This window comes from Priestia sp. ABM2_011 (assembly GCF_056158845.1).
On sequence record NZ_JBSWUB010000001.1, the window covers coordinates 1 to 22212 of the forward strand.

Below are 22212 nucleotides of genomic sequence, written 5' to 3' on the forward strand. Positions count from 1 at the left end.
ACCGTTGCTCTGAAGCAACTTTATTAGTATAACATTCTATTATTTTGATGTCAACATCTTTTTTAAGATGTTTCTCTCAACTGCGCTGTTCATCAGCGACATTTAATAATTTACCATATATAATATATAGAGTCAATCGTTTTTCTAAAAAACTTTATAAATAAAAAAGTTAATGAAGTAAACCTTCAGTAAAGTAACCAATTAACCTCTATTACAATAGCAATCTAGCCGCTATGCAGTTTTCTTATCTTACCATAAAAAAAAAGCCCAGTCATTAAACTGAGCTTTTTTATTTAAACTATTCTGCTAAGAACGCGAAATAGAGTATGAAGATGATACAGAGAGCATACATAATGGGATGCACTTCTTTTCCACGCTTGCTGCATAACATTGTAATAGGATAAAAGATAAAGCCAACCGCAATGCCTGTTGCAATACTGTACGTTAATGGCATCATGATCACCGTGAAAAATGCCGGAACTGCCACTTCGAACTCTTTCCAATTGATTTCTCCTAAGTTTGACACCATCAGAGCTCCTACCGTAATTAAAGCTGGCGCAGTAACAGCTGGTGTTACGACCGCTAACAACGGAGAAAAGAACAGTGCAACTAAGAAAAACGCCGCCGTTACGATTGCAGTAAATCCTGAACGTCCGCCCGCTGCTACTCCAGCCGTAGACTCTACGTAAGCTGTTGTTGATGAGGTACCAAGAACAGCACCAACTACAATCGCACTAGAATCTGCCAATAACGCTCTGCCCGCTCGCGGAAGCTTATTATCTTTCATAAGCCCAGCTTGACTCGCTACAGCAACCATCGTACCTGCTGTATCGAAGAAATCAACGAATAAGAAAGTTAAAATGACGACTAGCATCTTTACAGTAAAGATATCACCGATATTTTGGAAAGCTGCCCCAAACGTCGGGTCAAGACTAGGAACCGATGAAACCACTGCTTCAGGTGTATCAATTAATCCAAAAGCCATACCTGCTACAGCCGTTACAATCATACCGATAAATACAGCTGCATTTACTCGAAGCACCATTAATACAATAGTAATTACAATACCAAAAACCGCAAGTAATGTTGTTGGGTTCGTCAAATCACCCAGTCCAACGAATGTGGCATCATCTTTGACGATGATTCCCGCACCTTTCATACCGATAAAACTAATAAATAAACCAATACCTGCTCCAACAGCCATTTTTAATTCAATAGGAATAGAATTAATAATTTTTTCTCGCAGGCTTGTTAATGTTAAAAGAATAAAAATAACACCTGATATCATAACACCCGTTAAAGCCGTCTGCCATGGAATTCCCATCGTCAGAACAACTGTATAAGCAAAAAATGCGTTTAATCCCATACCTGGAGCTAATGAAATTGGATATCTACCAAGCACTCCCATAACAATTGATCCCAAAGCTGCCGCTAAAGCAGTAGCTGTAAATACAGCCCCTTGGTCCATTCTCATACTGTCAGGTAGATCCTTTACATCACTTAGTGATAGCACAGATGGATTAACAAATAAAATGTAAGCCATAGATAGAAAAGTTGTAAGGCCAGCTATAAACTCTTTTCGGTAGCTAGTACCCAGCTCTTCAAAACGAAAATACTTCTTCACGTTTTTTCCTCCCTTTATAGAAGCCGCATGCACTTAGGCAAGCCATAAAAAATGCCTCTACACTATGGCGCGTAAAGGCATAAAATCGACTAAAAGAGAAATGTATGAGCAAAAAACAAAAGATTTTTATACATACATGTATTACTTTCTCGTAGTCAAGCCATTTACGGTAGCTCGGTAGAAACTTTTGGGCCTTATCCCCAAGATTATACGACATTAAAGCTATATCTCGCTGTTTTATGTTACTATCCTACCATTAACTTTTTAAAAAAGTCAACAAAAAACGAACATTCTTATAAAAGAATGTTCGTTTGTTCGGTTTTCTTACATATTATTCCCATTCAATTGTTGCAGGTGGCTTACTTGTAATATCATACACTACGCGGTTAATATGCTTAACTTCGTTTACAATACGCGTTGAGATAACTTCAAGCACATCCCAAGGAATACGCGCCCAGTCAGAAGTCATACCATCAATCGATGTAACAGCACGAATACCGATTGTGTAATCATACGTACGAGCATCTCCCATTACACCTACACTGCGGATGTCAGGAAGAACCGTAAAGTATTGCCAGATATCGCGCTCTAAGTCTGCTTTTGCAATCTCTTCACGTAAAATAGCATCCGACTCACGTACAATTTCTAACTTCTCTTCCGTAATTGCACCAAGTACACGAATACCTAGACCTGGTCCTGGGAAAGGCTGACGCCAAACGATGTTATCAGGAATACCTAATTCAGAACCTAATGCACGTACTTCATCTTTGAATAGCGTGTTTAACGGTTCGATTAGTTTGAACTGCATATCTTCCGGTAATCCACCTACATTGTGGTGAGATTTAATCGTTTGAGCTGTAGCTGTCCCACTCTCGATAATATCTGTGTATAGCGTACCTTGAGCTAGGAAATCAAACCCTTTTAATTTAGCAGCTTCGTCATCGAATACATAAATAAATTCATTACCGATGATTTTACGCTTTTGTTCAGGATCTGATACACCGCTTAATTTTTCTAAGAAGCGATCTTTTGCATCGATTTTAATTACGTTCATATTAAAGCCTTCGCTAAATGTTTCCATTACGCTTTCAGCTTCACCTTTACGTAATAAACCGTGATCTACGAACATACATGTTAACTGATCACCAATTGCTTTGTGAATTAATACAGCTACTACCGAAGAGTCTACTCCGCCGCTAAGTGCGCAAAGTACTTTTCTATCTCCAACTGTTTCACGGATTTTATCCATTTCAACTTCAATGAAGTTCTCAATTGACCAGTTTGCTTCAGCATGACATACTTCAAACACGAAGTTCTTTAAGATATGGTTACCGTGCACTGAATGGCGAACTTCTGGATGGAACTGCACTCCGTACATATTCTTTTCTTTGTTACTCATTGCGGCAATTGGACAAGATGGGCTAGTTGCGTCCACTTCAAAACCAGCTGGTGTTTCTACAACTAAATCACCGTGACTCATCCAAACAACTTGTTCTTTTGGCAACTCATGGTACATTAATGAATCGTTTTGTACGTTAATCGCTGCTTTACCATATTCACGATGGCTAGCACCTTCTACCTTCCCGCCAAAATGATGAGTCATTAATTGCATTCCATAACAAATACCTAAAACAGGAATACCTAATTCAAAAATGTTTTCATCGCAGTGAAATGCGTTTTCACCGTACACACTGTTTGGGCCTCCAGAGAAAATAATTCCCTTTGGATTTAATGCTTTAATCTCTTCTGCTGTAATTGTGTGCGGATGCAATTCACTATATACTCCGAACTCGCGAATGCGACGCGTAATCAGTTGGTTATATTGACTACCAAAATCTAATACAACAATCATGCCTTCCATCTTGTTCACCTCTCCGAATGTGTAAATAATCACTTGTTATTATGCCCTAAAATATAAAAAAAACTAGACTTCTCCCTCAAAAAACAAAGGCAGAAGTCTAGTTGAGCACGACGTTTATCGTCAAATAGACTGTTCTGCCTTCATAGTCAGATCGTTTAAGGTGACCCGGTAGAGACTCTCGAACCATATTATCGAGGATATATGAAGGTATACGAAACATTTATAGTAAGTTCGAGAATATTCTATCAATCCGCGAAACAATGGTCAAGAACTCGTTTTTTTGATTAAATTTTCCCACAATTCAATCGACTCTTTCCATTCTTTTATGGAATCTGCATTTCGATATAAAACCCGCTCGTATTTTTCCGTTAATTTTAGCATATTTACCGTATTTAATTTTTCGTCTACTTCTCCTGCAAAGTCGCGCAGCGTTTGATTTTCTTGCCGTTTTAGTCCATTTGCAGCGAGTCTTTTAAGTAAAAAAGCATACGCTGATTCAAAGGTTTCCACACTCTCTTTCTTTTTATAAAAAGAGATATAAAAAGGTAAAAACCATTTAAATCGATTGAGATATATTACTATTAACATAACTACAATCAGTCCGTAGAAAAGCACTTTCCATTTCATAGACAACTTAGCATTTTGAAGAGAAGCTGTTTTTTCTTTCTCTCTTTTCTCTTGTGCCGGAAGCTCTTTCTTCTTAGGCTGCTCCTTGACTTGCGTTTCTTGTTTCTCTTCTTCCCTTTGACTATTTTCACTAGAGTTGTTAGGTTGGCTATCTACAAAATCATAAGGATTAGAAAAACTTTTTGTTGGTTCAAAAGGTACCCAGCCCGCTCCTGGAAAATAGACTTCGACCCAAGAATGAGCATTATTTTGTGTAATTTCATAGGTTGTCCACTTACTACTTCCTGAAATGACGGTGGCATCACCTTCTGTATAGCCCTTTACCCACCGAGCAGGGATATCTAATGAACGAAGCAGCACGACCATAGAAGTAGAGAAGTTATCACAGTATCCTCTTTTTGTATCAAATAAAAATTGATCCACATAATCTTTATTCTTCGTAGGAATTGGAACATTTTCAGTATCATATACATATGGATTGGATCGGAAGTATTCTTCAACGGCTTTCGCTTTTTCATAGCGATTGTTTTTATTTTTTGTTATCGTACGAGCTAAATCCTTTACTCGTTTTGGCAAATTAGCAGGAAGCTGTGTATACCTTGCTATAAATTCATTATTATTCTCTAGACTCTCTGGCTTTTTCTCCTCTGCTTGCTGAAGAAGCCCGGTATCAAACACAGGATATTTATACGTTAGCTCATACGATTGAACAGTAACAAGTTTATCATTTTGATAAGGATATAATTTTTCATTTGTCGGTGTAACATCGGCTTGAATGCCATTTTTTAAGGTTAGAGACAGCAGTTGAGGAACATGCATAAGATGAACAGAAGGCTGCGAATAGGTAACTTCTGCTTTTCTTACTTCTCCTGCAACACTTGAATCATATTGAGGGAGTAAGTTTTCATTCCCTTTGAAAGGCACTTTTTCTTCCTCTTTAGACAGCTCCCAGCCCTTACCTGTATACACATCCTTCGTTTCAATACGCCAATAGTGCTCATCCTCTACTTTAGCTGTAAATACAACCGTATCATCATTGACAAACGATCCCCCCAATTTAGAATCGTCCATATCATAGCCAATTCGTTGACCGTTTGCAGATTCTCCCTGTCCTTGATTTGTTGTATGCGCTGTGATAAAAGGTACGGAATATGGCCACTGCGGCCCTGGTTTAGGAGCGAGATAAGCCAGCACAATGACGATAGCTAAAAAGCTGCCTAGAAAAAGAAACGATCGTTTTCTATTTTCTAAACGCTCAGTGCTCGCAGCTTTTATACGTTCAGGATTTATGCGAAGCATGGCTACTAATAAAAATCCGATAATCGTCACGCGAATAATAGCAGCTCCCGCATCGTAAGTAGAAAAGGTATCCAACACGGTAATATACAAAATGGTTAAGAAGAAAAAGAAGAAAATTCTTTTTTGATAAAAGATCCAATATTGAATTAAATAAGCCATAATCCAAAGCAGCACAAAAAATAAAGTGCTCCTCATTTCAAATGATAAATTCGCTATATTCCACTGCATGATACTTTGCGCATCTGACTGAAGAATCTCCAAAAGTCTCGGAAGCCAGTCTGAAGAAAAGAAGGCTCCTTGGAAATAGAGATTGTGAAGCGAAAACAAAATAAACAATATACTCCCTAACGTCATCACGATAAACGGCAAGCGAAACGTTAAACACAAAAAACAGTAAGCAACAAACAAGATAAAGTACTGAATTTGATTGGTATCCGTCACTTCATTTAAAGGAAGAAGCCATTCCACTAATAAAAAGAATGCTCCCGCGTACAATAAGATGTTTTTTACATACAAAGCTGATTTATTCACTTATTTCCGCCCTCACTTCCTTTAGATGATAGAGGAATATTAACAACTTCAATCGTTAAAGCAGAAGATTGTATTCCATTTACAATAACCGTCTCTTCGTCACTAAGCCCTGCTCCTTCATCTTTAACGACAATTATTGATGCCTTAGCATGCAGACTCAGCTTAGATTGAACCTGCCCAATGAGAGTCCCTGTAACTTGACTGACAATGACCATAAAAGAATGCTGCTTTTGAATGGCAATACTCTTAAATTCTGTTTCGAACGCTCGGTTGTTAACAGGCTGTGCACGCGCTAAGTGATACAACAGGTTACCAGTCTCACTTTGTTCAGAGGTTTTTGGTGAAAAAAGTGCATCTCCAGCTAAAAGAAAATCGATTTTTTTACGCTTGGTTTCTTCATGAATGAGCATGGATGCGAGAAAGCTCATTCGTTCTTCAAAGTATAGAGAGCTTATAACATCTGCAATGATAATCATACTCCGTTCATGATAATGACCAAACTCTTTAGAAATCAACGTAGCTTTACGAGCCGTCGCCTTCCAATCGATAGATCCTAATCGGTCACCCGGCTGGTATTCTCTAATGCCTGTCACTAACGTAGTAGATTGATTTCCAGCGGAAACTTCATTTTTTCCTTCTTCTATTCCCGCTAAAAGAAACGGGATATCTATCTCATGGATTTGAGGATACACGATAAACCGCTGCTGCAGCGGATAATATGCCTTCTTTTTTACAATTCCTAATAAATCACTCAATTCAATCGAAATCGTAAAAAATTCATATTCTCCTCTTTCTACAAACGATCTTTCATACGGAATAACAGCGTTTCGTTGAAAAAGCGGATAAATTGTTCTTTCTTCTTGATCTAAAAGGTTACTCTCCTCTTTCACTGCTGCCATATAAACAGGAAAACCCGAGGAGCGTGTAATATGAATGTCATACGAAAGATGATCTCCAGCGAATCGAGGCTGTAGCTTCACATCACGAGTAACATTCCACTTCTTTAACGGATAAAGCAAAACGGCTGCCGCATATAATCCAAAAGGTAAGAAGCTATAAAATAAAAACCAGCTGACAAAGCCCCCTTGAAACATCGCGTACGAAAACGTAGCAGCAAAGATGCAGAATAAAACGAACCAGTCCCTACATTTCCATATCACTTTTATATACTGTTTCATAAAGTACCTCTTACCTTTTAACAGGTACTTTCGTATCAGCCATAATTTGCTTCATCACATCATCCGCTGTTAAGCCGCTGTACTGGGTATCAGATCTTAGCATTAATCGATGTGCACACACATACGAAGCAAGCTCTTGAACATCATCAGGAAGACAGTAATCTCTTCCCTTCACTAAAGCATATGCTTGAACGGCCTTCATAAAGGAAACCGTTCCACGAGGACTGATACCTAACGAAACATGTGGATGAGAGCGCGTTTTGCGAATGATTTCGATGATATAGTGCTTGATCGCATCATCTACATAAATACTGCTTACAGTTTTTTGAGCCTGTACTAATTCTGGAATGCTCATGACGGGTTTGACATCCTCAAGATTAACTTGAGTCGATACGCCGTTTAAAATTTGAAGCTCCTCTTCCTGCGTAGGATACCCCATGCTTAATTTGAATAAAAATCGATCCAGCTGCGCTTCCGGCAAATGATAGGTCCCATCAAAATCAACAGGATTTTGAGTAGCCATCACAAAAAAAGGCGCTGGAATTTCCCGGGTGATACCATCGGTTGTTACATGATGCTCAGCCATTGCTTCTAAAAGCGCCGATTGTGTTTTAGGAGAAGTCCTGTTAATCTCATCAGCGAGCACAATATGGCTCATGATAGGACCTGGACGAAAATGAAATTCCATGTCTTTTGGACTGTAAATAGAAACACCTGTTACATCGGACGGCAGCAAATCGGGCGTGAATTGAATTCGTTTAAATTCTGCATCAATCGATTTGGCCAGTGCCTTCACGAGCATCGTTTTCCCCACACCCGGCACATCTTCAAGCAAAATATGCCCCTCTGCAAGCAAAGCAACCAAACTCAACGTAGATACCTGACGCTTTCCAATCACAATTTGATCGATGTTTTCTAATACTTGATTTAATTTATTATTAATATGATCCAGCTGAATCAATAAAGCTCCCCCTTAAAACTCAGTTAAGCCTTGAGTTTAGTATGTTTTTCAATAAACATAGTACTATCTTAACAAATTTTAAAAAAATCTGAAAATATTAATGCACGCAAAAAAGCGACCAAGTGAGTACTTGGTCGCTTTTTTAGGTAGGGCAGTGATTACATCATGCCGCCCATTCATCAAGCAATATAATAGAAGAAAATAAATTTATAGAATCATTGATTCTATAGGGTTTTAATTTATTATGTAAAATAAATTAAAACAGAAGTTAAAACTGCTATGAGCAAAACTATGAGCATTTTTTATGATCATTGGGTAGGGTATTTTTCCTTACCCTTTTTCATAGCAACCAGATTTATAGAATTTTTTTATAAAGGTCTGGTATAAGTGCTCTACGAGTGAAAATGTCAAATTGTTTGGTAAGGATTCTAACTTTAGTTCTTCTAAATCTCATATTTTACCTGATACGTTCCAAAGAATATGAGGATAGTTCTCTGCATAGGGTAGGACCTTTTCAATGAATACTCCATGTCCCCACTGTTTTAACGGATATATTAATTGTTTATTTATACCGTAGATTCCGTTGGAAAAGCTAATCACTTCAATATCTTGTTCCAAAAGTCTCTTTATTAAATCACCTTTATATTTAAGCTCCTCGTGTTCGGATACTAGACCATCTAAAAACTATATCTCTTTAAAACTATATTTACTATAGGTTTTTTTCCTAATTATTGTTGCTATTGAACCAAAGGTTCAGGTACTTATTCAATCTCCAATATTTCCTTCATATAATTTTTAAATGCATCATTTTTCCAGAATCCCAGCCGAATCCCGTCAATTCCTCTAGTCATCAGAATATAGTAAATATTCAATACAAATAAGGTAAACTCTTGTGCATTTTCCGGACTTTCATCACCTTTGGAGAACTTGCCGTTTATATTATGAAAATTCTCTGGATCACCAAATAACCGGCCATTTGCGTCGACTTGAAGATCATTGCCGACTAAAACGCCGACTTTATTCAAATCGATTCCCTGAACTGCAAAAACGGAGCCAATCTGCTCCTCAGCATCGGCATCCTCTGAATAAATCCAATTTTCTTGAGTAGAATTCCATCTTCGTTTGATATTTCCTTCATGCCAATGAGTGATTAAAGGGTCTTTGCCATCAGCCTGCTTCCAAGGTTCAACTAATCCACCTAGCACGCGGTTTATATGTTCAGGATGGAAATTTCTGTCCTCTTCTACCCAATCAATCAGATTCTTTAAAGGTTCAGATTCAAAATATCCAAAATAAGCATCCGCATCACTATCATGAAACACAGCTCTGTTGAAATCTGAGTTAAAATTCGTTTCTTCAAGTTCTAATAGACCTGTATCCTTATACAAAAGATATTTTATGCCATTTACGAAATCCTCTGATGTATATTTCTTGCCTTTTGGAGCTTGGATTCTAAATTGCGTTGTTAAGTATCTCTTTTCAAAATCTGCGGTTGCTTCCTTAAATTCCGCACGTGTCATATTGGCAGGACGAATAGCTTGCAGTACGTCATACATTAACACAATTTGACGGCCTAACTTTTTTAAGCACTCCAAGTGGTTCTTATACTGGGGAAATCTTCCTTTATATACACTATTAAAAGATGGATTTTGCTTTCCAAATTTTCTGGAAAGCTTATGAGATTCGTCAACAATTACAACATCATAATTTTCATCCGCATTAATCAGTGATGTCGGAGTAGCAATTGTCAGGTTACTGTTGTTCATTCCATATACTCTAAAGATGTGCTTGCCCGTTTGAATCCAGTTATTTTGCAAAACGACTGCTATTCGCTGATTAGGTTTATCATTTAACAGCTTAGCGACTAAATGAGTCAGTAACACGGTTTTGCCAGTACCTGCATCACCATTAATCACAAAGCTTTTATCGGGATTTGATACAATCTCCTTAAGATAGCATATTTGTTGCCCTGTAATTACTTTGATTGGGCTATATTTGACCAGTGCTTTATTGCGCAACTCCTTTAAAGTCGGCGTGCTTACCCATCCATTAGGGTATAGCTCTTTTTCCCAAAAAGGCAAAACGACTTCTGTAGCAACCTTCTCTTGGTCTCGGTAGGGATTGACGCTGTAACCCTTATTTCCATTAGTAATATCATCATTGTCATAATGAACCAGTTGCTTTCTAGAGTTTGAATTCTCCGCCATAAAGTAGGTTATTAGCTGGCTTTCGACATCATATAAGGCTGCACCGCCATCTAAATAGACTGAACAAAGAATCATTACTTGGTCAAAATCTGCATTATTAAATCTTTCATCTTTACCATTGTAGTGTTGCTTATTCCGCACCGTAAATTGTTTCGTTTGTCCAATGTAAATCTTTTTCGACTTCGACCCTTTGTAGATATAAACGACATTCCTATTTATAAGAATATTTTGTTCAGGCTGGCGAAGTTTATCGAAACCTTCTAATTCTCCATTTTTCACTTTCAATGTTATACAGTGGTACTTAGCCATTGCTTAATCCACCATCCAATTCATTATATTTCTTTTTTTGACCAAAGCTTTTGGGAACTGGATATTTCTCGGCATTTTTAATCAATTTTTCTGCGATGATTCCATCAATATCAAATCCTAGATTATCAGCCATCATATAAGAGTATATCAGCACATCTGCCAGCTCTTCTTTAAGTCGCTCAGGATTTTCCTTGGATTCCTCTGGTGTTTTCCATTGAAATAATTCCAATAATTCATTTGCTTCTAAAGAGATGGAAATGGCCAGGTCTTTTTCATTATGAAATTGCCGCCAGTTGCGCTCATCTCTAAAATGATTTATCCGCTTCATTGATTCACTCATAATTAATTTCCTTTCATACCTTCCAGAGAATGTTACCTACCTCTTAATTATTGAACCAGATATAGGTTTCTTTCCTAGCAAGCCTTCCATATTTATGTACATATTTAGTTTATGTTACGAACCTTCCTTCTTCAACTATTCTGTCCCTTTAGTTTAAGTACATTTATTCACAATATCCATTTATCTTACTAAGCGACTCTAAACAGCCTGGACCTAAAGTGGAAATAAGCGCTAAATTCTTTCTACAGGAAAGCACCCAATTGCTGAAGATTGGAAATTTAAAAGAATACAAAAATTGATCCTTAGTTATTGTTTCTTCAACTACTTTAGTTAAATTGAAAAAGCGATGCCTATGTTTCAGGTATCGCTCATTAAAATTGAATAGAATCAGACATAATCGGTCTTTATTTGGACTTAATTTGGTTTTGTTACGATTTCCACTTTACTGTATTATTGGCTGCTATTAAGCCCTCTAACGGATCTCGTTAACAAGGCCGCATAAGAAATGAATGAAGAACACATTTACCAATTCCTCACAATTTTACTAATTAGTCGTTTTATAGCTAAGCGGAAATTTATCAAAAAGGGTTTGAACCTGTTTCATTCCTCCCCATTGTTTAAATAATTCTTCACCTTGTTCTGAAATCTGTTGGGAGGTTTTAGGCGTACATGCATTATCACCACTCTGTACAAATATGATATATAAAATTCCATCCTCAACCCCGCCTGTCTTGGGACTTGAGGGAATACCAAGCTTTTCGGCAACAGCTATGGAACCAATTCCTATGGAATTATCCGGCTCAATGTCACCCACAATTGCATAGCTGATTTTATTATTTAACGTATTAATGACTGCGCACAAATCGCCAATCTTAGCTTCCATCATGTGACGTGCAGGTAGTGCAATATATGGGATTACAGTCGCATCCAAATATCTCGTTTGGTCTTTAATAGGCTTTCTACAATCTGATAATGCAGTTTTAGAGATATAGTATCCAGGAGCAGGATCATTTTCCCCCTGCACGATTGGATTTGCTGAAGAGTCTGTTACCAGACCCCACCAGTACCCCTCTATGCCAGCTTTGTTCAGAAATTCAAATGCCAAGTCGCTATTCTGATGGAAGGCTTTTGGAGCACCGGCAGCAGTTACAGCCAGTTTACCAACAAAGAAAAAGGCCTGTGGTTCCTTTTTACCTATTGCCTTCCATACCTTAAGCGTTGCTTGCAAGCCGTCATCAATAAAAGTCATATACTCTATTTTATAAGGTGATATTGTGGATGGGGATGAAGGAATTCGTTTAATGGAATGATGTACTCTTCCGATTGTGGTACTTATAGTAAGAGTCTGTCCTGCTCTTATTACGTCGCCAGCCAGTTGGTTCTCCTGCATGATGGCCTGTTTAGTAGTATTGAATTTAATAGCAATAGAGTCTAAGGTATCTCCAAGTTCCACTTTATATTTTTGAACAGGTCTCATTAAATGATCAGTTTGAGAATCCTGGTCTGTTAAGACAGTTTCTGTTAGATTATAGTGAGAGGTATCATGATTGTACCGGGTCTCAATTTGCAACAATTGTCCCGGAACGACAAGATCATTTTCTAAATTATTCAGTCGCATGATGGCTTCCTTGGTGGTTTTGAATTGTTGAGCAATGGAGTTTAACGTATCTCCCACCTTTATAGTATAGGTCACAGTGGCCCTCGAAGGTAAAGGAATAAAAAGCCACTGGCCAATATAGATTACACCATTGAATATCGAATTTGCCTGGATTAATTTCTGCACTGGCACGACAAACCTACGAGAGATAAGGGACAAGGAATCTCCTGGTTGAACGATATACCACATCAGCCTTCCTCCTTTATTCAACAACTGCTAATAATCGATATTATAATGCTCTTTCAGTACGAACCTGGCCTGTTTCATACCACCCCATTTTTCAAAAGCATGCTGTGCATCCCTTTTTATTTCCTCAACACTCTTTATTGTTCTCACACCGTTAGCTGCTGAACCTGGGAAGATGATATATAATACTCCAAAAGGCTCGAATGCCTTCAACGGGTTCGGGTCAATATCTTTAATTTGGAGCTGCTTACCAAGAAAAATAGAACCTTCACCTATTTTACCTGAAAACTTCGTGCCCGTTTCAATCGTGATGGCTTCATGTTTAGGACCCCAATCTGCACAAATTGCGAATGAGGTTTTTTTTGTCCTTGTGTTGATGACTAATCCATAGTCACCCAAGCTGGCAAAACTTGTATTATGCGGCATAACATAGAAGGGAGTCGATTCACTCTTAAAACACTCTCCACATGGGCGGACTGAATGATCGCAAATAGAAAAGCAACCTGTCTTTTCCACCGCCATTTTGCTCATAAAGAAAAAAGCTGCCCTTGAATTGTATATGGGAATATCCTTGTTAATATCTTTCGCTCTGAATACGGCAATTTTATGGCCTTTCCTAGTATCTTCTGGCCACAAACCAGGTATTTGTGATGTCGACTGAGGAATAATTTGCCGCCAATCATTGTTCTCGTTTAACTCACCCCCTAGTATAGCCTCATCTGTCTTCAAATTAAGACTTTTTCTTACCGAATAGAGTGGGATGAAAAGTAATTGATTCGGAGTCACTGTGGAAGCTATCATCTGGTTAGCGGCCATTAGCTCCTCTTGTTTAACTTGAAACCTATGGCAGATATGATCAAGTGACTCCCCTGGTTTTACTCTATAATACATGATTCGAACACCTCCCTTTCCATGTATAATTCATTTATCGAAAAATATAACTTATTAGGTAAATTAATAAAAAACCAAAAATGATAATAACAACACAACATATATAAGTCACTTTCCATCTATTTTAATAAGAACAAAAAGACTCCCAACCAATAGAGGTTGAGAGCCCTGAAATGTTAATACTTAACGCTTGGAGAACCAAGGTTTAAAATAAGCACCGTTAAGATAATGTTTTTTACGTTCTTTCATTTAAATCAACATTATAAAAATTTTTCTTACTTTGATAACATTTTGAAATTCTTTTCCTGTTGCTGAAGCGCCTTTATAATTTCATTTGATTCTTCAGCTAATTGAAACCATTTGTTAAAATTAGGAACATTTTCAACATCGTTTCCCTCTAAGTTTATATTATGGGATAGCTTCACTTTCAATAAGTCGCTATTAATACTTGGGATCTGCTTTTTTACCTCTCCTATCATATCAATCCCCACCTCCCTCTGTAGTCGCTGCTACTTCAACCTGCGTACTTGATCCTGATACTCTCTTCCTAAATTCTTCATATTTAGAGTAGACTGTCAAAAATAGATTTATAACTTCAGTATAGCTCTGTATTAAAACTATGTCATCCTCAACAAACGCGTCTTTTTTTGAATCTTGCACACAGATTATACCTATTATATTCCCCATATCATAAATTGGTACACCAATTATTGATTTATATGCTCGGTTAGGTTTCCCATTAAAACGACCATCCTTTTCAACATCATTACATATATCAGGTTGACCATTTCGCCACACTGTACCAGCAAAACCAGAACCTTTTGAAAATCGATTATCTCGACGAGACTCTGAACGGACCCTTGCATAGCCGGCTATAAAGAGACTATTCTCTCGAACTAGCATAATAGAACAGGATTTATTGGAGTCCCCATCCATAACACTCGTACAAATCTCACTCGCTACATCATTTAAAAAAAGATTTGTTTCATAAACTATAGTCTCCTCTCCTACCATTCTATTTAAGGACTGCTGTAACCGATTAATATTTAATATAGTGGTTGCGGTCTTTTGATGTAAAGCATTCATTTTTATACTAATTTCTTCAAGTTGTTTAGCTTTATTACTAACATTTTCATAATTTTTCAAAGCAACTTTTGTATTCGGAAAAGGATGCCTAGCTTTATATTCTTCCGAGAATAATGGATTCGGCATAAAACTAAATCCTGGAAAAGGAACTGTAGTAGAGCTATTTAACCAGCCTGCGGCGTTAGGTATTACATAAAAGAGACCGAGAAACGCTAGTAATACTACAAATATAGCCAAAAGTGGATGATCCGCAAAACTAAAACCTTTTATGGCATCTTTTGCCCAATTTAATCCTCCCACAGATGAAGTTATTGCACTTACGATCGCCATTGATAAAAACCATAAAAAGAGGGGCGCTATTAGCCCAGCAAAAATTCGTTTAAAATAATACCTCGTAGTATCATTTTCTGTTACCTTAGCCGATTCTTCCTGTTGTTGGGACATGGAATCCCACTCCTATCTATATATATTCTTTAGATTCGCTTCTTATTAACTAATCCCCTTCATTTTTATTAATTATTTTGAAAATTAAAATAATTAATAATTTCAATGTATACTTTTTACATAAAACGATAAGTTCCCAATGATTATGTAAAAAATTAAAAAGCTCAGAGAGAGATTACAATATCGTAAGTATTTTCTCTAAGGCATCAGATATAATAGGAATTATCCCTCCTCAGAGAAGAGGGACGCTTTTTATTTTATACAAATGGGAAACTTAGTACTTACATCTTACTATCTATTAATACTTCACCATTAAAAAGTTTAATAGTTTTTACTTCTTTTAAATCAAGATAAATCAACGAAACATCTAACCTTTGAAATTTTTCCTCTTCAACTTTTTTGGAGCTGGGTTTTAATAAAGTTATTTCTTTATGTTCATTGCCCCCAAAACCAAATGAAGATCTGTGGACTGTTCCTGCATAAACAATATCTTCAAACTCTATAACTACAAGAGGGGCCTTATTTGACACGTTATAAATATACAATAATTCATCCCACAGGTTATCAAAATTAGAGGTTTGAAAGCCCAATTTTTTTGCCCACTTGTAGGTAGTTCCTCTATTCTTAAAAAACGCAAGAAGAAAACCCACAAGAATTATGATAACTATTAATATACTAAAATAAATTAGTATCCATTTAGATGAAGTAAATGAAATTGTCTTATGCTTTGTTAGATCTTGAATTATAATATTGACTTTATCATTATATTTAAATGCAAAGAAAGTGGTATAAATCCCATGTATAAATAAAGTTAATACAATACTTGAAACAGATAAATCAAAAGTATCCTTTTTCCTTGATGGTATTAACTTTTGATATATCTTTATAGCTGCAAAGCCAGGGACTATTAATATGATAATAAAAATGATTTGCGCATAAGTTGGTACCATTTATTTCTCCTCTTCTTCAGGGCTATCTTCTTCTAGACCTAAGAAGATATCAAATTTTCTCTCCTCTTCTGGTGTGGGTTTTTTGTATTTAAGTGAGGAGCCCTTAATTACACTTTCTGATTCTTCTCTTTCCTTATTCTTATCCATGTATTATCCCCCCTATTTAAACAATAACATCAACTTCAACAGTGTTTTCTACCGAAATTAATTCATATAACTTTACATCCTTATTGATTGACTCGAATGAAACTGATAAACAATATGGTACTTCAACATCCGGCTCGCTGTTCCATCCATGATGGCCAATTACCGCTATACAAAATCCTTCTCTTAGCTTGTTTGATTCTATAATTGCCCAGTCCTTTTGAACAGTACCCGCATTTCTATTAATTCCTTTAATTTGCCCCCAACTATCTCTTTCCCTGATCATCCAGTTAAATAGCTCAGAACCTTCTTCCTCACTTGGATAATCCTCATCTTGTTCGGCTATATCTATGACTCTCTTTAAAAACTCATTAGTTGGTTCATTTTCCTTACTTGTTTGCCATTCCAGCCATTTAGATAAATATCTCTTTCTATTTCTCCTTGTTCTTCTTGGTTGTGCTTTATAGGAAAGGGTAATATCAATTCTAATTTTGTGCTCACTAGAAGGTTTATACAATTCTTCAGGAATTTTGACTTCGTAAACATGCACCTGTCTACCTTTGATTTCCCTATCCCCACGAGTAATTAAGGTTACTCGATAAGGATCATTTTCAGTTGCTCTAATTTTATTAGGTATTCCATAACCTAATGATCTTATAACATTTTCTTTATTCGAATGACCTTCTGCCCAATCTGGCCATCTTGCTGATTGAATTAGAAGTGTTCTATAAAAAAGAGTGGTTTCCAGTGGAAAGGCCTTTTGAATACTAGCTAGTATATGTGTTACCTTAGAGGTAGAAAATGAAGTTCCTATTTCGTCCCTCCCTATAGGGAATCCACCATACATAGTAGATCTAATTAAAAGAGGCGTTAACTGAGGTTGTACACTTAAATTAGGGGGTACACTGCCGTCATAAGCAAAATCTCCCCCATATTCTACAACTTCAGGTTTAACGCTTCCCCATATACCTGGTCCAGTACATGAAAATGAAGATGGTTCACTTTTTTTGGAGAAAGATTTATTTATTCCTGTTAATTCATAAAGACCTATTGACCCTACTGTGATTGCCTGCAAACTTTGAGCAGGATTTGAGATCCTCGAACTACTTTCTAATAAGTAATCTGGATATTCCCTTCCTAAATTATAATGATCTAATATTCCTAACCTTATAGAGGAAGAAGAATTCTCGATTGGAATATTTCCTGAAGAGACAATAAAAACAACATCATTTTCCCAACTTAATTGATCTATCGCTGTAGCCCAAGGGCTCATATGAATACTTCCATAGGGAGAAAGACTATTGATTGAATGATTATAAATTCTTGTTCTAGTTGGCCCATTATAATATAAATCCACTATTTCCTTTAATAAAGAAGAAGGGATTAGTTTTACTGGCATCTCATTATTCTCATCCAATACTCGCGCATTTTGTAACCAAAAAGGTAATTCTAGCCTTATACTTCTGGAAGGTATGTTCTCGTGATACAGAATTCCCCCGGCTACTTTAGTACCGTGCCCTCCGCCTTCAACATAATCAGCAACATCTGTCGTGCTTCCTATCCAACTTTTAGAATCAGATGACTTAATAGCATTCTTTAATAAAACATGCTTTTCAGCTATCCCACTATCAATAACACAAACATATGGAGAGTCATCACTCGGCTTAACTACTTCAACTTCTGTTATATCCAATTCTTCTAAAGCTTCCTCAACATTATGTGAGTGAGCAATACTTTCAACTTCTGAAATTTCAAAAAGAAAAGGATAGTTTAAAAGTAAATCTTTCATACAAATAAAAGATATTTTTATTCTGCAATTTATACTATCTGGGAGAAATGAAAATGAACTGAATTCCCCACGTTCCATTGATAAGATTTCTCCACCGTATTGATTAATGATCTTAGTGAAATCTTCTGACCTTTTTTTAGCAATACTATTCCAATCCCTATAGGCTAGGTCCCTCTTCTTTTTCCATCTATCAATAGCAGCTTGATACCTTTCTTCATCTCCTTGGTACTGCTTTTTTCTCTTGGAAGGATGATCAGGTATATAAATTGTACTAAGGCATGCAATGCCTACATCTAAAACCAAAAAATCTTTGTCATTAAAAGTATTGTATTTTTCAAGAAGTTGTGGAGACAAAATATCCATTTTCCAATTTAAACCTTCTGTAATTTCCCATAAGGCTGCGACATTATTTTGTTTTTCTGAAGAGAATTTTTCTATTTTTTTTGATAATGTATTTAATAAAGTGTCATCAGAGGCACCTATCACAAAACCATCTTCTAGTTCTCCAATAACTTCAATATCAAATTTCCTTAATTCCTCTACAGGAAGAGCATTGGTGTCTACCTTGAAGTGAAGTGGTATTGCACTTGGCATATCCGGCGGTTTAACACTTAAATTATCTTTTCTATTTTCCATAGTATCTTTCCAAGTATGTTTTATCTTCTCCACCGAATTAATTAATTTCGTTGCGTGTTCTGCCCTATTTTCCTTGTTCTTAATGGTTCTAGGATCCTTTCCTCCGAACCCCTTTGGTTGTGGAGGTGGTGCATTCTGGACTAGTTTTAAAGAAAGGTGTGGAAAGTCAGTTGCCATCTATATCTCTCCCTATTTCGCGTAAAGACTCTAAAATAATTTCCTCAGTTATTTCTTCTTCACCGTTAAGTATTACCGTCTTGGCGGCTTCTCTACATGCCTGTACTATTTGTGAAGCTGACAAACCCTTAGCTGTATCAATTATTTCTAACCAGTCAAAAATAAAATAATTAAAATTTGCTAAAGTAAGTTTCACAAGCTTTTCGATTTCTCTTTCTCCTGGTTTAGGCATATATATGGCTTCATCAAACCTTCTCCAGAAAGCACTGTCAATTTGTTCAGCTAAGTTAGTGGCAGTTACTATGATACCTTTACCTTTATAATCATCTAAGTACTGTAAAAAACTATTTACAATTCTCTTAACTTCCCCGACGTCATTTTTGGCTTTTCTCGTAGAAGCAATGGAATCAAACTCATCAATAAAAAGCAAACAAGCCTTCTCATTGGCCATATCAAAAATTTCATTTAAATTCACTGATGATTCACCTAAATAAGAGGAAAGAACTGCCTCCAACCTTACCTTGTAGAAGGGAAGACCCAATTTCCAAGCTAACCTTTGTGCACCGAGGGTTTTTCCGCAGCCTGGAGGACCATATAACATAATTTTTCTTTTATGTAACAATCCGTATAGTGCCAATTTTTCCTTCGAACTAAATTCCTTTTCAATTCTATTAAAACGCTTTTCTACCGTTTCTGGTAATATCATCTCATGCTCTAAATCATATAGGTCTTTATGTATAACTAATGGTGAATTATGACGTTTATTTTTAGGCAAAGGATTCAGCAAATTGCCATTATTTTCATTGTCCGTCATTTTATATTTTTTTTCAACTATTCTAGATGAATTTATAATCTTTTCAAGCTCACTAGATAACTTCTTATGTCCAGATTCGTATTCGTGATCAATAATCACTTTAGCCATAGAATTTATTTCCTCTAAATCTCTTAAAGAAATAGATTTAAAAAGTCTCTTCAGCAAATCTCTATTCATAATTAATCCTCCTTTCACAAAAGGAAATTGTATATACTACAACAATATATTAACATTTATGCCCGAAAAGGGAGAACTTTAGTTCGTAACTAAATTTTTTTTTAATAATTTAAATACATGTAAGGATGAAACCATTATGATTTCACCCTTTACATTCTCATAACTTAACTCTTACGGTACCTTGAGGACTTAACACTTTCTTAGCTCAATTTAAAAATTTCATTTATAATAAACTTCTTCAATTAACTGCCTATAAAACTTCTGATAGTACTTTTTTTCAATTGGCAAATCGTCATAAGCCAGGAAAATAATAATTCCCTCCTCATGAACTAATCTGTCCATAAGCTCTTTATTCGATTTATTGATAGCTCTGTAGTGTTCATCTTCTAACGGGAGACCAGCTTGCCTTACCTTTTCTTCCAGTTCATGAATTTTTTTTAGATAAATTTCTATAACAACGCCCTTTTCATCCATGTAATCTTTAATACAGGCTACTACTGTTTTAATTCGAATTCGAGCCGCCTCCAAACTATTCGCTACCTTGACACGCGTCTCATTTACTTCTGCCTTCATTCTTCCTTCAATAAACACCCCCTCACTACTTGGAAAAAACTCCATGCTGTTTATTTTCATACACTTTAAAAGGAAGTCCCTTGTCTCCGGATACCTATAAAGAAAACTATTCAAACTGTCAGGAATCTCATTGATTAAGCTGTATCTGTTGTAAAAAAAGTAATACATCCAAAAGCGACTTTCAAAAAAGCGATATTCATTCTCCATGTCATACAATGCTAAACGAATATTATTTTCAATATTCATGATAGTATTATAAATGTTTGCCCCTTTATTGGTCTGAATAGTAGACATTAGTTCCCCTATCTCATATTCAGTCAAAAAACCCTTTTCACTTGTTGCTTTTTCAGCATTGCTATTAGCAACAAGGAGGGCTTTCTCATAATCACTTCCATTTTTTAATATTGCATGAAAGACGCGATTTTTTTTCTTACTTGCCACTTTGTAAAACTCCCTCTATCCGTTCCAATCTGGCTTCCAATTCCGTCACTTCAATTGATTTTATAATGCTATTTAACATATATGCTTCCTTATAGGCTGTTTGTTCACTTATATAGCCTTCTTTATATCGCTGGTATGTCTTTATTAGTAAGAGGTTAAAATCACAGATGTTAAGTTCCATATCGATTCATCCCCTTTCCTTTAAAGTGGTCTTGCAGCGGTTCTGTTATGGTCTCCAATAATTGCTGTTCTGTGTGCCTAGCATGTATTTCACCTTCGGTTAAAAAAACAGGAGATACAGCTAACTCCTTCAGCTCTGCTTGGTATTTTAGTAGTGTATCAAATATTTCTTTTGTTCCCATATTTTCTAAATCTCGCTTAGCGAGCTCATTTTCAAGCATTAAAATTTTTTCTCCGTAGAACTTGATTCTTCTTTCCACCGTCAAATAGTACTTTTCTTGGAGTGCTTCCAACTCAGCAGCTTTTCGATTGGCTATCTCCTCACGATACTCCTTTTCCCAATTTATTAATGTTTGTTTACCTACTTTTAACTTTTCAGCAATCCTTCTAAAACTTTCGCCTTTAGCCCTGAGTCCCATAAACCGCTCTACAATTTTTATATCATGTGGCACTACTTATCACCCCTGTTAAATAGACTTTCTAGCTGTTTGATAAAGCCCATTTGTAATTTTAATAGCAGTTGATTTGGGGACACCATGTTTAATTTGTTCAGTGAAAGTTCTCATAAAAACTGCTTGTAAAATTGTTATCTCGTCTTGAAAGACCTCGACAAGTTCAAGATGTGTATCATCAGATTGGACTAATCCATTTAGCTGTGAAATAAATAAAGTAGATATAAAGTCAAATGTTTTTTTATGATAATTACTACCGAATTCTAGTTTAAGGAGAACAATTAAATCCTCATTAAACTCCTTAAAAGTATAATTAACTTCTCCTTTAATGATTTCATCTGGTTCATATGGAAAAATACTCAAAATAACCTCTCCTATCCTAAGTCTGCACTGCAGCTTTTTATTTTTTCTCTATTGTTTCTGCTAAGAATACTTTTTAGTTACTGTTTAATCTTCATGGGATACTGGTTCGATTAAAGTTTCCCTTCAATTTATTGCAATCTAAAATAGTAAACATGTCATGCAATCGTCTCCTAATTCCCCTAACAGCCTCTTACCGGCTCTCCCTTCCATTTTTGTCTAATACAATCTTTGTTCCTAATTGCACCTAGATCCCCTAATTTAGGAATTATTAGATTTCCCAACTTTGAATCTAATTAATAAATACTAGGGAAATTA

General features: G+C 36.2%; 19 protein-coding genes and 2 riboswitches. All 19 genes read right to left on the reverse strand.

Annotated elements, in window-relative coordinates:
• Positions 1 to 298: 298 nt before the first annotated feature.
• A complete protein-coding gene (locus ACXAE4_RS00005; RefSeq protein WP_098112440.1) occupies positions 299 to 1624 on the reverse strand; it encodes an NCS2 family permease in 1326 nt (441 codons plus the stop codon).
• A 132-nt stretch (positions 1625 to 1756) separates the two neighbouring features.
• Positions 1757 to 1858, reverse strand: a riboswitch (purine riboswitch).
• Between the two features lie 97 nt (positions 1859 to 1955).
• A complete protein-coding gene (gene guaA, locus ACXAE4_RS00010) occupies positions 1956 to 3485 on the reverse strand; it encodes a glutamine-hydrolyzing GMP synthase (RefSeq protein WP_028412703.1) in 1530 nt (509 codons plus the stop codon).
• Positions 3486 to 3608: 123 nt separating this feature from the next.
• A riboswitch (purine riboswitch) is annotated at positions 3609 to 3710 on the reverse strand.
• 39 nt (positions 3711 to 3749) lie between these two features.
• Entirely contained in the window at positions 3750 to 5942 is a 2193-nt protein-coding gene (locus ACXAE4_RS00015; RefSeq protein WP_475235152.1) for a transglutaminase TgpA family protein, read from the reverse strand.
• Complete coding sequence (locus ACXAE4_RS00020; RefSeq protein WP_289578661.1) at positions 5939 to 7120, reverse strand: DUF58 domain-containing protein; 1182 nt, start codon at positions 7118 to 7120, stop codon at positions 5939 to 5941. Before ACXAE4_RS00020 ends, ACXAE4_RS00015 begins: the two co-directional genes overlap by 4 nt.
• Positions 7121 to 7130: 10 nt before the next feature.
• Positions 7131 to 8081 (reverse strand): AAA family ATPase, encoded by a 951-nt coding sequence (locus ACXAE4_RS00025; protein ID WP_043977166.1) that lies wholly within the window; start codon positions 8079 to 8081, stop codon positions 7131 to 7133.
• Positions 8082 to 8842: 761 nt separating this feature from the next.
• On the reverse strand, positions 8843 to 10597 hold the full coding sequence (locus ACXAE4_RS00030; protein ID WP_475235155.1) for a DNA/RNA helicase domain-containing protein: 1755 nt from the start codon (positions 10595 to 10597) through the stop codon (positions 8843 to 8845).
• On the reverse strand, positions 10590 to 10937 hold the full coding sequence (locus ACXAE4_RS00035) for a nucleotide pyrophosphohydrolase (protein ID WP_475235157.1): 348 nt from the start codon (positions 10935 to 10937) through the stop codon (positions 10590 to 10592). Before ACXAE4_RS00035 ends, ACXAE4_RS00030 begins: the two co-directional genes overlap by 8 nt.
• Positions 10938 to 11481: 544 nt before the next feature.
• A complete protein-coding gene (locus ACXAE4_RS00040) occupies positions 11482 to 12783 on the reverse strand; it encodes a LysM peptidoglycan-binding domain-containing protein (RefSeq protein ID WP_475235160.1) in 1302 nt (433 codons plus the stop codon).
• Between the two features lie 27 nt (positions 12784 to 12810).
• Positions 12811 to 13671 carry a LysM peptidoglycan-binding domain-containing protein gene (locus ACXAE4_RS00045; RefSeq protein WP_475235162.1) on the reverse strand — a complete coding sequence of 287 codons (861 nt, stop codon included), beginning with the start codon at positions 13669 to 13671 and terminating at the stop codon, positions 12811 to 12813.
• Between the two features lie 275 nt (positions 13672 to 13946).
• The gene (locus ACXAE4_RS00050; protein ID WP_475235163.1) at positions 13947 to 14150 is read right to left on the reverse strand and encodes a hypothetical protein; all 204 of its coding nucleotides are present in this window, start codon (positions 14148 to 14150) and stop codon (positions 13947 to 13949) included.
• A 1-nt stretch (position 14151) separates the two neighbouring features.
• The gene (locus ACXAE4_RS00055) at positions 14152 to 15201 is read right to left on the reverse strand and encodes a GAF domain-containing protein (protein ID WP_475235166.1); all 1050 of its coding nucleotides are present in this window, start codon (positions 15199 to 15201) and stop codon (positions 14152 to 14154) included.
• A gap of 281 nt (positions 15202 to 15482) precedes the next feature.
• A complete protein-coding gene (locus ACXAE4_RS00060) occupies positions 15483 to 16151 on the reverse strand; it encodes a DUF6338 family protein (protein ID WP_475235168.1) in 669 nt (222 codons plus the stop codon).
• Positions 16152 to 16298 carry a hypothetical protein gene (locus ACXAE4_RS00065; protein WP_475235170.1) on the reverse strand — a complete coding sequence of 49 codons (147 nt, stop codon included), beginning with the start codon at positions 16296 to 16298 and terminating at the stop codon, positions 16152 to 16154.
• 16 nt (positions 16299 to 16314) lie between these two features.
• Positions 16315 to 18897 (reverse strand): S8 family peptidase, encoded by a 2583-nt coding sequence (locus tag ACXAE4_RS00070; protein WP_475235172.1) that lies wholly within the window; start codon positions 18895 to 18897, stop codon positions 16315 to 16317.
• Positions 18887 to 19888, reverse strand: a complete 1002-nt coding sequence (locus ACXAE4_RS00075; RefSeq protein WP_475235174.1) for an AAA family ATPase — start codon at positions 19886 to 19888, stop codon at positions 18887 to 18889. The genes ACXAE4_RS00070 and ACXAE4_RS00075 overlap by 11 nt, the downstream gene beginning before the upstream one ends.
• A 219-nt stretch (positions 19889 to 20107) precedes the next feature.
• Positions 20108 to 20902: a hypothetical protein gene (locus ACXAE4_RS00080; RefSeq protein WP_475235176.1), complete on the reverse strand. Its 795-nt coding sequence runs from the start codon at positions 20900 to 20902 to the stop codon at positions 20108 to 20110.
• Entirely contained in the window at positions 20892 to 21083 is a 192-nt protein-coding gene (locus ACXAE4_RS00085) for a hypothetical protein (protein WP_475235178.1), read from the reverse strand. The genes ACXAE4_RS00080 and ACXAE4_RS00085 overlap by 11 nt, the downstream gene beginning before the upstream one ends.
• Complete coding sequence (locus ACXAE4_RS00090; protein ID WP_475235181.1) at positions 21073 to 21534, reverse strand: hypothetical protein; 462 nt, start codon at positions 21532 to 21534, stop codon at positions 21073 to 21075. Before ACXAE4_RS00090 ends, ACXAE4_RS00085 begins: the two co-directional genes overlap by 11 nt.
• A gap of 15 nt (positions 21535 to 21549) precedes the next feature.
• A complete protein-coding gene (locus tag ACXAE4_RS00095) occupies positions 21550 to 21897 on the reverse strand; it encodes a hypothetical protein (RefSeq protein WP_475235185.1) in 348 nt (115 codons plus the stop codon).
• Positions 21898 to 22212 lie beyond the last annotated feature (315 nt).